Genomic DNA, 13289 nt, shown 5'->3' on the forward strand with positions numbered 1-13289 from the left:
ATGAATAAAAATGCAGCAGTGACAGTGATTGGCGCAGGTTCTTATGGAACCTCGCTGGCAATATTACTGGCACGAAATGGTCACTCAACCTTATTATGGGGACATAACCCAGATAAGATGGCTATTTTGCAACATGATAGACAAAATAGACAATTTTTACCGGATATTTCTTTTCCTGACCAACTTCAAGTTGAAGCGGATCTTAAAACTGCCGTTTCAGCTTCACCAATTTTATTAATTGTTGTTCCAAGCCACGCATTTGGTAGCATTCTTAAACAAATCAAACCATTTTTAAGAAAAGATAGCAAAATTGTTTGGGCAACCAAAGGACTTGAAGTCGATACCGGTCGACTATTACAAGATGTTGCCAGAGAAGTATTGGGTGATAAAATCCCATTAGCGGTTATTTCAGGCCCTACTTTCGCTAAAGAAGTTGCATCAGGCTTACCAACAGCAGTAACCGTTGCCTCAACCGATGATCAATTTTTAACTGAACTCCAAAATTTATTTCACTGTAGTAAATCATTCCGTGTTTATAGCAGTAAAGACTTTATTGGCGTTCAACTTGGTGGCGCGGTAAAAAATGTTATTGCAATTGGTGCTGGTTTGTCCGATGGGCTGGGTTTTGGTGCTAATGCGAGAACAGCTTTAATAACCCGCGGACTTGCCGAAATGATGCGATTAGGCGAAGCTCTTGGGGCCGATCCTGCCACGTTTATGGGGATGGCTGGTTTAGGCGATTTGGTACTTACTTGTACAGATAATCAGTCCCGAAATCGTCGATTTGGTATTTTATTAGGTCAAAACAAATCCATTCAAGAAGCACAAGATATTATTGCTCAAGTGGTTGAGGGTTGCCGAAATACTAAAGAAGTTTGGGCATTAGCTCAAAAATATCATGTTGATATGCCTATCACAGAACAAATCTATAAAGTGCTTTACGAACATAAAGATCCAAAACTTGCAGCCATGTCATTATTGGGTCGCTCACAAAAACAAGAATTAAAAAGCGAGTCTTAGATCTTTAAAAACCCCGCTCCTCAACTTTTTTTGATTTAGTGATTAACTCGATTTAATAAAAACATGATTAACATCGATTTAAGATCTCAAAAACCCCGTTCCTCAACTTTTTTTAATGATTAACCTGTTACTAAGTTTAATAAAAACACGACTAACACCAATTTAAGATCTCAAAAACCCCGTTCCTCAACTTTTTTTAATGATTAACCTGCTACTAAGTTCAATAAAAACAAGGCTAACACTAATTTAAGATCTCAAAAACCCCGCTCCTCAACTTTTTTTAATGATTAACCTGCTACTAAGTTCAATAAAAACAAGGCTAACACTAATTTAAGATCTCAAAAACCCCGTTCCTCAACTTTTTTTGATATGTCGTGGTTTTTGGGAGGCGTTTTAAACACTCATTCCTAGGCCCTTTTCCTTGGCTTTCTGGTAAATATCATAACCAACATAGACATCTAATACTGCCGTTCCCACACTTTTAAATAACGTGATTTGCTGATCGTTTTGGCGACATTTTTGTGAATCAATAACTAAATCACCTAATTCATAAAAATCTTGTTTTGTAACTAAATGTTGATTGATTGGATCGATAATATCACCCGCCTCAGCAAATACACCATCTTTGGTATCAAGTACGCGAATATCAGCATTTTTAACAATATTACTTGGTATTTCGTGCATTTCTGGCGTGTAAGCACCTACTCCATTGATATGTGTTCCTGGTTTAACCAAATCGCCATTGAATGTCACAACTTTTGATGTGGTGACAGAGGTAATGATATCTGCTTGGCGAATATCTTCATCCAAATCGTTCGAAAAATAGAGGTTAGCGGAAAAATGAGCGAATCGTTTTTTCATCTCTTCAGTAAATTGCTTGCCTTTATTGACATCAAGCCCAAAGATCGCCACATCAGTCAATTGACGGACGGTTAACATCGCTTCTAACTGTGAAGCAGCTTGTCCACCAGTACCAATTAATACAGCACGTTTAGCATCTTTTCTGGCTAATAAATCGGTAGCTGCACCTTGTACCGCGCCTGTGCGTAATTGGGTCACAAATGTGCCATCTAACATCGCACAAACTTCGCCTGTTAACGGATCGATCATAAACACTTGCGCGGGAACAGATGGCTTACCAAGTTTCGGGTTATCAGGAAAAACCGAGACAATTTTCAAGCCAACCACATCATTTTCTTTTATATGAGCAGGCATAATCAAACATTGCCCTTTTTGCATGTCAAAGTTGATGCGTAATGGAACTTCACTATTACCTTGAGTATAGATTTTCAGTGCTTGTTTATCCGCTGCAACGGCATCTTTCATAGTATAGAATTGTTGAATATCTTGGGCAGTTAAAATTAACATTTCGATTCCTTATTTAATATTTATTTTCATATTATTTATTATCCATTATTTAATCTTACCAACAAAAAATTAAATACTCTTGTTTAATATCAATATAAATTGATAATTTTCGCTTTCTTGTATATTTAATTTATTTTCATTATTATTACAAAGTACAATTTTGTACGGAAATTGAGAAATCAGATGTTATTTAAAATATTAAAGTTTTTTCTAAAAATTTTATTTCATGTAAAGATTCAAGGGAATCTCAATAATTTAAAACAAGACAGATTACTTATCACACCTAATCATGTTTCCTTCCTAGACGGCATTTTAATCGGCGTATTTTTACCAGTTAAACCAGTATTTGCTATCTACGCAGGCTACATTGATCATTGGCTAGTCCGTTTAGCCAAACGTTACGTTGATTTTGTGCCAATGGATCCATTAAGTCCAATGGCGATTAAAAGGTTAGTTCGTGAAATTGAAAAAGGACGACCAATTGTTATTTTTCCGGAAGGTCGAATTACCATAACCGGCTCATTAATGAAGATTTATGACGGTGCAGCATTTGTTGCTGCTCGTTCTCAAGCAACGATTGTACCAGTCTGGATTGAAGGTGCAGAGTTTACGTTAACTAGCCGTTTAAAAGGCTTATTTAAACGTCATCTATTTCCTAAAATTACAATTCATGTATTGGAACCAACATCAATCCCAATGCCTGATGCACCAAAAGCAAGTGAACGACGATATATTGCTGGTGAAAAATTACATCAAATTATGATGAATGCCAGAATGGCAAGCCGACCAAAATTGACACTTTTTGAAGCATTGCTCGAAGCTCAAGTTCGTTATGGGGTAAAATCGCGAATGGTTCAAGATCCTACCACTCACGAAGCTTCCTATCGAAACTTGCTTAAGCAAATTATCGGTGTTAGTTGCATAATTTCTAAGATTACCAAACAAAAAGAAAGAGTTGGTTTATTGCTCCCTAATGCAACGATTACTGTTGCAACTATTTTTGGTCTATCAGTCAAAAATCGTATTCCCGCCATGCTTAACTACACAGCAGGAACTAAAGGGTTAACCTGCGCAATTACTGCGGCTGAAATAAAAACGATCATTACTTCACGCAAATTTATTCAAAAAGGTAAGCTTGATTATCTATTAGAAGAAATTAAGGACGTAAATTGGTATTTCCTTGAGGACTTGCGTAGTAGTTTGACTTTTGTTGATAAACTTTATGTTGCACTTCACCAATACATTCCACGTTTAGTGAAACGACAACAATCAAGTGATGACGAAGCTTTAGTGTTATTTACTTCAGGCTCAGAAGGCAATCCTAAAGGTGTAGTGCACAGCCATGGTAGTTTATTGGCAAATGTTGAACAGATTCGTACCGTTATCGATCCGACACCGGCTGACCGTTTTATGTCCGCATTGCCATTATTCCATGCTTTTGGTATTACTGCCGGCTTATTTTTACCGTTGTTTTCTGGAAGTCGTACCTTCTTATATCCAAACCCATTACATTATCGTATGGTGCCAGAAATCATTTATGACCAAAACTGTACCGTGCTATTTGGCACACCAACATTTTTAGCCAATTATGCTCGCTACGCTCATCCTTATGATTTTATGCGATTACGTTATGTGGTTGCCGGTGCTGAAAAACTTTCCGATGCGGTGCGTGAACAATGGAAAGATAAATATGGCATTCGAATCTTAGAAGGTTATGGCGTAACCGAATGTGCACCAGTTGTTGCCCTTAATGTGCCAATGGCATTTAAAGCAGGAACTGTTGGTCGGCTATTGCCAGGTATGCAATCAAGATTAATACCTATCCCAGGGATTACCAATGGCGGGGAATTACAGCTTAAAGGACCTAACGTAATGAAAGGTTATTTACGAGTTGAAAAACCCGGTGTACTTGAAGAGCCCGTTGCCATTGACCAAAACGGTAATGCAGAAAAAGGCTGGTATGATACTGGCGATATCGTAGATATTGATAAAGATGAGTTTTTAACAATTAAAGGAAGATTAAAACGCTTTGCTAAAATTGCGGGTGAAATGGTTTCACTGGAAAGTGTTGAAGCGCTAGCTAGAAAAGTCGATCCTGATGCCATGCATGGCGCTACAGTAAAAGCTGATGCCGCTAAAGGTGAAGCGCTTGTGCTATTTACTACTTCAACTACATTAACTCGAGAACAGCTTAATCAGGCAGCACAAGATTTAGGTATTCCTGCATTAGCCATTCCTAGAGATATTCGTGTGGTTAAAGAATTACCATTGCTTGGTACTGGCAAAATCGATTTTATTACGCTACGCAAAATGGCTGATGAAAATGAATAATAGCAAGGATTCACTATGAATAAACAGCCTTTATTAACCGTTGGCATGGCTGCAACCATGCTAGCCCAGTTTTTTTCAGCCTTTGCTGATAATGCTATTTTCTTTGCAATATTAGCCTTTATTAAACAACTCAATTATCCAGAGTGGAGCCAATCGGCATTACAAATCGGTTTTGTCATCCCTTTCATCCTTCTTTCGCCATTTGTTGGTCAATTTGCTGACAGCATGTCTAAAGGCAGAGCGATGATGATCTCAAATGGTATTAAATTATTAGGTGCTGCTGTTATTTGCCTAAATATCAATCCATTTTTAGGTTATTTTCTAGTCGGTGTGGGAGCAGCCGGTTATTCACCAGCAAAATATGGTATTTTAGGTGAGCTAACCTCTGGCGATAATTTAGTGAAAGCAAATGGTTTAATTGAAGCATCAACAATTGCAGCTATTTTACTAGGCTCACTTGCTGGAGGCCATATTGCTGACTTAAACATCACATTAGCATTACTTACTTGTGTAATAATGTATGGCCTAGCTGTTATAGCAAATATTTTTATTCCAAAACTTCCTGTCGCACGAAAAGACATTGAGTGGAAGTTTATGAGTATGATAAAGGATTTTGCTAAAACCTTTAAAATCATTTTCAATAATAAACAAGCACTTTATACTTTACTCGGCACTAGCCTATTTTGGGGAGCGGGTATTACCTTGCGCTTTTTATTAATTAGCTGGGTGCCAATTGTGCTAGGTATTACTGACAACTCAACCCCAACAAATCTAAATGCCGTTGTGGCAATAGGTATTGTTGTTGGTGCTGGCCTTGCTAGTGCTATGGTTTCAATATCCAATACATTACGGTGTATTCCAGCAGGAATATTAATGGGGTTTGCCGTCATTGCATTTACCTTACAAAGCAATATGACGAGTTCTTATATTCTATTAGTGATTATTGGTGCTTTAGGTGGTTATTTTTTAGTCCCACTAAATGCGTTAATTCAAAAAATGGGGAAAGAGCTTATTGGTGCTGGTAGTGTAATTTCGATACAAAACTTAAGCGAATATAGTGCAATGATGATTATGCTCAGCGCTTATACGTTAGCTATTGCTTGTGGATTATCTGTTATTACTATCGGTGTAGGTTTTGGTATGCTATTTGCCATTCTTATCGGGTTTGTATGGTTAGGTTTAAAATCACATGTCAAACATTAATTTATCAGCAATGATCACCGAAAATCGCAATAGTGCGAGCGAGAACATCGACTGCGCATCCACCCTTGAAATACTTCAAATTATCAATAATGAAGATAAAAAAGTGGCAATCGCAGTCGAAAAACAATTAGCTAATATAGCCAATGCGGTAGATGCAATTAGCGATGCTTTCTTAAATCATGGCCGTTTAATTTACCTTGGTGCCGGCACTTCTGGACGATTAGGTATTTTAGATGCGAGCGAGTGCCCACCTACTTACGGAACGCCTCCAGAACAAGTCGTTGGATTAATTGCTGGCGGGCACCCTGCCATATTTAAAGCGGTTGAAAATGCAGAAGATTCACCCGAGCTAGCAGTTAATGATCTAAAAAATATCAATTTTAGCAAAAAAGATATTTTAGTAGGTATCGCAGCAAGTGGCCGCACACCTTATGTTATCGGCGGTATGCAATATGCTCAATCACTGGGTTCAACAGTAATTAGCTTATGTTGCAACCCCAATGCACCGATGATTAACTTGGCCAATATTGCCATTACCCCAATTGTTGGCGCAGAAGTAGTTAGCGGTTCATCAAGAATGAAAGCCGGTACAGCACAAAAATTAGTACTTAATATGTTAACCACAGCCAGCATGATTAAAATGGGTAAGGTTTACGGTAATTTAATGGTTGATGTTGAGGCCACTAATGCTAAACTCGTAGAACGTCAAATATCAATTGTCATGCAAGCGACCGATTGTAGTCGGGAGAGGGCTATCTCCACGCTAAGTCAATGTAACAAAAATTGTAAAACAGCTATTTTAATGATTCTTGCAGGTTTAACAGCTCAGCAAGCAAAAACAGCATTACAACAAAATAACGGTTTTATCCGTAAAGCATTAGAACAAAGCAATAAATAGTCTTTCTTAGCATCGTACAAATATTACTGTTCTGATAAAGAAAGATTATTCTAAAATTTAGCAATATATTTTATCAAACCTTGATGAAGATCGAATTTATAAATCATATTGTTAATTAAAATAAGTAAATAGATTCATTTTATTAACTTTATATTAGCAATAATATAAAAAACTGGGAGGTACGTTATGGTTGGAATAATCTTGGCAACTCATGGTGAGTTTGCTGAAGGTATTTTACAATCAGGGACGATGATATTTGGAGAGCAAGAAAACGTTAAAGCCGTTACTTTGCATCCAAGTGATAGTCCTGAAAGCTTAAAGGAACGGATGCTGGCAGCAATTGCTACTTTCGATGATCAAAATGAAGTACTTTTTTTAGTCGACTTATGGGGTGGAACACCATTTAACCAAGCCAATACACTCTGTGGTGAACATCCAAATTGGGCTATCGTTGCAGGTTTAAATCTTCCAATGTTGATTGAGGCATACTCATCACGTTTATCGATGGAGACCGCCAAAGAAGTGGCTGCCGCCATTATTGAATCAGCCCAAGATGGTATTAGAACAACGGTTGAAGTGGCAACTAAACCAACGCAAAACAATCAACAAACAAGCACTATCCCTGAAGGTACTGTTTTAGGTGATGGTAAATTGAAAATTGTATTAGCTCGCGTTGATTCACGCTTGTTACACGGACAAGTGGCAACATCTTGGACTAAAACGACTAACCCTAATCGTATTATTGTGGTTTCAGACTCAGTTGCCAAAGATGAATTAAGGAAAAAACTGATTGAAGAGGCCGCACCTCCTGGTGTTAAAGCCAATGTTGTGCCAATTAAAAAAATTATTGAAGTTGCGCATGATCCCCGTTTTGGTAACACCAAAGCCTTATTACTTTTCGAAAACCCTGAAGATGTACTTCGCGCTATAGATGGCGGTGTTGATATTCAAACATTAAATGTTGGTTCAATGGCGCATTCTGTCGGCAAGGTAATGGTCAACAAAGTGCTATCAATGAGCGCTGAAGATGTTGATACATTCGAGAAATTAAAAGCGAAAAATGTGAAATTCGATATTCGCAAAGTACCTAATGATTCTGAGGATAATATGGATGAATTATTAAAGAAAGCGAAACAAGAATTAGCTGAACAAAAGAATTAGTTTAATTAAGGGGTTATTATTATGACTTTATCAATTATTGCTATCATTTTAGTGATAGTTATTGCGTTCTTAGCTGGAATGGAAGGTATTTTAGACCAATTCCAATTCCATCAACCACTAGTTGCTTGTTCACTAATTGGTTTAGTAACAGGAAATCTAGAAGCTGGCGTAATGTTAGGTGGTTCATTACAGATGATAGCATTAGGCTGGGCAAATATTGGCGCAGCGGTTGCACCTGATGCCGCGCTTGCTGCTGTTGCTTCATCTATTATTTTAGTTCTTGGTGGACAAGGTGAGGCTGGAGTATCGACAGCTATCGCTATTGCCATCCCACTAGCAGTTGCTGGCTTATTTTTAACGATGATTGTGCGAACTATTGCCGTCCCATTAGTGCATTTAATGGATGCTGCAGCAGAGCAAGGTAATATCCGTAGAATCGAATGGTTACAAATATTAGGGGTTTGTTTACAAGGTTTACGTATTGCAATACCAGCAGCAGCGCTGTTATTTATTCCTGCTGAAGTGGTAAAAGACGCATTAAATTCAATGCCTAAATGGCTATCAGAAGGTATGGGTATTGGTGGAGGCTTGGTAGTGGCTGTTGGTTACGCGATGGTAATTAATATGATGGCAAGTCGTGAAGTTTGGCCATTTTTCATTATTGGTTTTGTTGTTGCCGCGATATCACAATTAACCTTGATTGCAATTGGTGCTCTAGGTATTGCTCTAGCACTAATTTATCTAAATCTTTCTGAACGTGGCAATTCATCAAATAGTGGTAGTAAAGGCGATCCACTTGATGATATTTTAAATGATTACTAAGAACTTGGAGAAGAACATGACAGATCGAATTCATTTATCGAAAAAAGACCGTTTATCGGTAGCTTGGCGTTCAACTTTCCTTCAAGGTTCTTGGAACTACGAACGTATGCAAAATGGTGGCTTGGTTTATTCAATGATTCCTGCTATCAAAAAATTATATACCACAAAAGAAGATCGTTCGGCTGCACTTAAACGCCATTTAGAATTTTTCAATACACATCCTTATTTAGCATCGCCTGTACTTGGTGTGACTTTAGCCCTAGAAGAAGAACGTGCTAATGGTGCACCTGTAGATGATGTCACTATTCAAGGGGTAAAAGTGGGAATGATGGGACCTTTAGCTGGGGTTGGTGATCCAGTTTTCTGGTTTACACTTCGTCCTATGCTTGGTGGACTAGGTGCCTCACTTGCCTTAAGTGGTAATATTCTAGGTCCAATTCTATTCTTCCTACTTTGGAACATTATTCGCATGTGCTTCATGTGGTTTACCCAAGAATTAGGTTACCGTACTGGTTCTAAAATTACCGATAACTTAAGTGGTGGTGTACTCCAAAAAATCACTAAAGGTGCGTCTATCCTGGGGATGTTTGTACTGGCGGCTTTAGTACAAAGGTGGGTATCAATAAAATTCCAACCAGTCGTATCCACAGTAAAATTAGATAATGGTGCATTTATTGATTGGAATTCCCTACCTGCTGGTGCCGAAGGTATACAAAAAGCATTGATGCAAATGCAAGATGGGCTCGCACTTAGTCAAAACCAAGTAACGACTTTACAAAATAACTTAGATCAGCTAATTCCTGGACTTGTGCCATTACTATTAACGTTCTTCTGTATGTGGTTACTTCGTAAAAAAGTATCACCTATTATAATTATTCTTGCACTATTCTTAGTCGGTGTTACTGGTCATGTTATTGGTCTTTTATAAAGCCAACAATGTTGACTAAAAAAGTTGAGGAGCGCACTTTTTAAGCAAAATTGCTGTTTTTCCTCAAACATAAATCACCCTTTTCTCCATAAATAATGAGAAAAGGGTGCCTTAGCAACTCAGATTAAAATAATGGATATAAGTAGCTAAATGGTTCAATCATTAAATACCAAAGTAGATTTAACAGTAAAAGCGACTGCTTTTTCAGGTTTTTCAGAATATGGCCAGATTATGATTGGTGATAAGGCGTTCGAATTCTATCATCAACGCGATCCTCGGAAATATATTCAAATTCCTTGGGAAGAGGTCGATTATGTTATCGCATCGGTATTTTTTAAAGGTAAGTGGATATCTCGTTACTCCATACAAACCAAAAAAGACGGTACGTTCGCTTTTGCGTCCAAAGAGCCGAAAAAAGTATTAAGAGCAATGCGTGTCTATGTTGATAGCAAAAAAATGGTCAAAGCGTTAGGATTTTTTGACGTGTTAAAACGAGCTTTGTTCCGGAAAAGGTCTTAAAGATCAACCATCACTTTTAAAATATATCATTATATAGCAAGCAAGCTCACCATTATCAATGAAGCTAATTATTTATAATATAACCAGTTAAAAAGATGAATTTATGTTCATTTATAACTAAGCTTGTCGATAACTGATGCTACCTAACTTTTTCACACACAATCAACCATTGCACTTTTTGCTAGAAAGAGTATAATTTTGGGGCTTTGATTTTGTCCGTGTTGGGCAAAAGAAAGATTATTTTTTAATTTAAGAGGATGTTATGGTAACTATTCGTTTAGCTCGTGGTGGCTCTAAAAAGCGCCCTTTTTATCAAGTAGTTGTCACTGATAGCCGTAACCCACGTGATGGTCGTTTTATTGAGCGCGTTGGCTTTTTTAATCCAATTGCACAAGGTAAAGCAGAAGAATTACGTTTAGATCTTGATCGCGTAAATTATTGGGTTGGTTTAGGTGCTACTATTTCTGATCGTGTTAATACATTGATCAAACAAGCACAAAAAGCTGCTTAATTAAGTAATAGTGTAAAGATGAATACTGAGAATCTAATCGTTGTTGGTAAACTTGGTTCAAGCTACGGCATTCGTGGATGGCTCAGGATTTTTTCGTTTACAGAATTTCCAGATAGTATTTTTGATTACAAACCTTGGTATATCCAGCGTGCTGGAAAATGGCAGGAAGTAATCGTTGAGAGCTTTAAACCTCATAATCAAGATATGATTATCAAACTCAAAGGCGTTGATGATCGAGATCAAGCCAATGCGTTAACTAATGCTGAAGTATTCGTTGATGCACAAGAATTGCCTGAGCTTAATCAAGGCGATTTCTATTGGAAGGATTTGATTGGCTGTAGAGTGAAAACAATTAACGGTTATGATTTAGGTCAAGTAACTGATTTAATGGAAACCGGTTCTAATGATGTGTTGGTTGTTAAAGCAAATCTAAAAGATGCATTTGGAGCAACAGAACGTTTAATTCCTTTTGTTGAAGAACAATTTATTAAACAAGTTGATTTAACAACAAAAATGATTGTGGTCGATTGGGATCCCGCATTTTAATCGGTAAGGTAAGAATATGTGGATTGGCGTAATTAGCCTTTTTCCCGAAATGTTCCAAGCTATTACCTGTTATGGTGTAACTGGTCGAGCAGTAAAAAACGGACTGTTAACAGTAGAATATTGGAACCCGCGCGATTTTGCGCATGATAAGCATAAGACTGTCGATGATAGGCCTTATGGTGGTGGTCCCGGCATGTTAATGATGGTACAACCACTTAGAGATGCGATTCATGCTGCGAAAGCAGTAGCAGGTGAAAATACAAAAGTAATCTATCTTTCCCCACAAGGGCGCAAATTAAACCAACAAGGTGTTTGCGAGTTGTCACAATATCAAAAATTGATTTTGATTTGTGGTCGATATGAAGGTATTGATGAACGCGTTATCCAAACCGAAATTGATGAAGAATGGTCAATTGGGGATTACGTGTTAAGTGGCGGTGAATTACCGGCGATGACAATGATTGATGCATTAGCAAGGTTTATTCCAGGCGTATTGAATCATGAATCATCAGCAGAAGAAGACTCTTTTGCAAACGGTTTACTTGATTGTCCACACTATACCAGACCTGAGGTGTTAGATGGAATGGCGGTGCCTGATGTGTTAATGTCTGGTCACCATGAAGCGATTCGTCGCTGGCGATTGAAACAATCACTAGGACGAACTTGGTTGAGAAGAGAAGATCTTCTTGAAAATCTAGCTCTGACTGATGAAGAGCAACGTTTACTCACTGAATTCCAATGTGAATATCGTGATAAACCGAGCCATTAATATTTCAGTATAACTAGTAAGAGACAAAATTATGAAAAATGCAATTATTCAGCAATTAGAACAAGAACAAATGAAAAAAGACATCCCGTCTTTTCGTCCGGGTGATACGGTAGAAGTTAAAGTATGGGTTGTTGAAGGTAACAAAAAACGTCTTCAAGCATATGAAGGTGTGGTTATTGCAATTCGCAATCGTGGTTTACATTCTGCATTTACAGTACGTAAAATTTCGAATGGCGAAGGTGTTGAACGAGTATTCCAAACTCACTCACCAACTGTTGATTCAATTACTGTGAAACGTCGTGGTCAAGTACGTCAAGCTAAACTTTACTACTTACGCGAACTTCGTGGTAAAGCGGCTCGTATTAAAGAGCGCCTTAACTAATTCAAATTGGTTAATATTTAATAAACTATTAAAATTATATCCAATTAAATATGGTCACCTTTATGGTGACCGTTTTTATGTGTATAGTTGATTCCCGCCAACAATTGTTGACAGATTTCAAGCAATATCTAAAGCTATAAAGGGTAATACTATGGATAACTATCTTGTTGAAATTCTCGCCACCACAACCAAGTTATTCGCTTTAATGACACCACCAGCAGTGCTAAGTGCATTCTTAAGTGGTACTAAACAATATGATGAACAACAACGCCGAAAGACTGCACTTAAAACATCGTGTGCCGTTTTTATTATTGGTATTGTGTTATTCTTTTTTGGTAATGCCATGTTTAGTGTGTTTGGTTTTACACTCGATGCTTTTAGAATTGGGTCGGGAGCATTACTATTTATTACCGCTGTTTCATTGATGAATGATTCACCTGAAAAAAATAAAATTCATACTGATGATGATGATATTAGTGTGGTTCCTCTTGCAATACCTTTATGTATGGGACCAGCCTCCATTGGTACGATTATTGTTATGGGGACAAGTTCGGTAGGTATGCAAAACCTGATTGGCGCCCTTTCGCTATTGATTGCCTCAAGCGGTATTTATGCCATGTTACTATGCGCAAAAAGCATTGCTAACGTTTTAAAAAATACTGGTATTGCAATTTTGTCAAAACTTACTGGGTTATTAATATCAGCTATTGCCGCTCAAGTGGTATTTACTGGCGTCTCTGCATTTTTAAAATAAGTTTTATAATTCAGATAATTAAAATTTCAATTCTAACAGTAAGTAATCACCTACAATTGATAGTTAAGGTGATTACA

At 37.5% G+C, this 13289-nt stretch carries 13 protein-coding genes and 2 pseudogenes; 14 read left to right on the top strand and 1 reads right to left on the bottom strand.

Annotated features, from left to right (window positions below):
* Positions 1 to 1020 (top strand): NAD(P)H-dependent glycerol-3-phosphate dehydrogenase, encoded by a 1020-nt coding sequence (gene gpsA, locus J3U24_RS05280; RefSeq protein ID WP_065735117.1) that lies wholly within the window; start codon positions 1 to 3, stop codon positions 1018 to 1020.
* 393 nt (positions 1021 to 1413) lie between these two features.
* Here the strand turns inward: gpsA and J3U24_RS05285 are convergent, their stop codons facing one another.
* The gene (locus tag J3U24_RS05285; protein WP_267337141.1) at positions 1414 to 2388 is read right to left on the bottom strand and encodes a hypothetical protein; all 975 of its coding nucleotides are present in this window, start codon (positions 2386 to 2388) and stop codon (positions 1414 to 1416) included.
* 183 nt (positions 2389 to 2571) lie between these two features.
* Here J3U24_RS05285 and aas point away from each other — a divergent pair, with 183 nt between their 5' ends.
* From aas to J3U24_RS05345, 13 genes and pseudogenes are all read left to right on the top strand, one after another.
* Complete coding sequence (gene aas / locus J3U24_RS05290; protein ID WP_267337142.1) at positions 2572 to 4719, top strand: bifunctional acyl-ACP--phospholipid O-acyltransferase/long-chain-fatty-acid--ACP ligase; 2148 nt, start codon at positions 2572 to 2574, stop codon at positions 4717 to 4719.
* 15 nt (positions 4720 to 4734) lie between these two features.
* Positions 4735 to 5922, top strand: coding sequence for a lysophospholipid transporter LplT (lplT, locus tag J3U24_RS05295; RefSeq protein ID WP_220225625.1), 1188 nt, complete (start codon positions 4735 to 4737; stop codon positions 5920 to 5922).
* Positions 5909 to 6820: an N-acetylmuramic acid 6-phosphate etherase gene (murQ, locus tag J3U24_RS05300; protein WP_267337143.1), complete on the top strand. Its 912-nt coding sequence runs from the start codon at positions 5909 to 5911 to the stop codon at positions 6818 to 6820. The genes lplT and murQ overlap by 14 nt, the downstream gene beginning before the upstream one ends.
* A 186-nt stretch (positions 6821 to 7006) precedes the next feature.
* Positions 7007 to 7379, top strand: a pseudogene (locus J3U24_RS11565) (PTS sugar transporter subunit IIA); the annotation flags it as partial.
* Positions 7380 to 7438: 59 nt separating this feature from the next.
* Positions 7439 to 7981: pseudogene (locus J3U24_RS11570) on the top strand (PTS system mannose/fructose/N-acetylgalactosamine-transporter subunit IIB); the annotation flags it as partial.
* A gap of 21 nt (positions 7982 to 8002) precedes the next feature.
* Positions 8003 to 8803 (top strand): PTS mannose/fructose/sorbose transporter subunit IIC, encoded by an 801-nt coding sequence (locus J3U24_RS05310; protein WP_267337144.1) that lies wholly within the window; start codon positions 8003 to 8005, stop codon positions 8801 to 8803.
* Between the two features lie 16 nt (positions 8804 to 8819).
* A complete protein-coding gene (locus J3U24_RS05315; protein ID WP_065735103.1) occupies positions 8820 to 9731 on the top strand; it encodes a PTS system mannose/fructose/sorbose family transporter subunit IID in 912 nt (303 codons plus the stop codon).
* Between the two features lie 150 nt (positions 9732 to 9881).
* On the top strand, positions 9882 to 10250 hold the full coding sequence (locus tag J3U24_RS05320; RefSeq protein WP_267337145.1) for a DUF956 family protein: 369 nt from the start codon (positions 9882 to 9884) through the stop codon (positions 10248 to 10250).
* A gap of 262 nt (positions 10251 to 10512) precedes the next feature.
* A complete protein-coding gene (gene rpsP / locus J3U24_RS05325; protein ID WP_065563724.1) occupies positions 10513 to 10761 on the top strand; it encodes a 30S ribosomal protein S16 in 249 nt (82 codons plus the stop codon).
* An 18-nt stretch (positions 10762 to 10779) separates the two neighbouring features.
* Positions 10780 to 11307: a ribosome maturation factor RimM gene (gene rimM / locus J3U24_RS05330; protein ID WP_267337146.1), complete on the top strand. Its 528-nt coding sequence runs from the start codon at positions 10780 to 10782 to the stop codon at positions 11305 to 11307.
* Between the two features lie 16 nt (positions 11308 to 11323).
* Positions 11324 to 12076, top strand: a complete 753-nt coding sequence (trmD, locus tag J3U24_RS05335) for a tRNA (guanosine(37)-N1)-methyltransferase TrmD (protein ID WP_065563726.1) — start codon at positions 11324 to 11326, stop codon at positions 12074 to 12076.
* Between the two features lie 31 nt (positions 12077 to 12107).
* Complete coding sequence (gene rplS / locus J3U24_RS05340) at positions 12108 to 12458, top strand: 50S ribosomal protein L19 (RefSeq protein WP_065563727.1); 351 nt, start codon at positions 12108 to 12110, stop codon at positions 12456 to 12458.
* Between the two features lie 151 nt (positions 12459 to 12609).
* Positions 12610 to 13212 carry a MarC family protein gene (locus tag J3U24_RS05345; protein WP_065735090.1) on the top strand — a complete coding sequence of 201 codons (603 nt, stop codon included), beginning with the start codon at positions 12610 to 12612 and terminating at the stop codon, positions 13210 to 13212.
* Positions 13213 to 13289 lie beyond the last annotated feature (77 nt).

The sequence above is a fragment of the Gilliamella sp. B2785 genome, from assembly GCF_026537005.1.
Classification (GTDB): Bacteria; Pseudomonadota; Gammaproteobacteria; order Enterobacterales; family Orbaceae; genus Gilliamella; species Gilliamella apicola_E.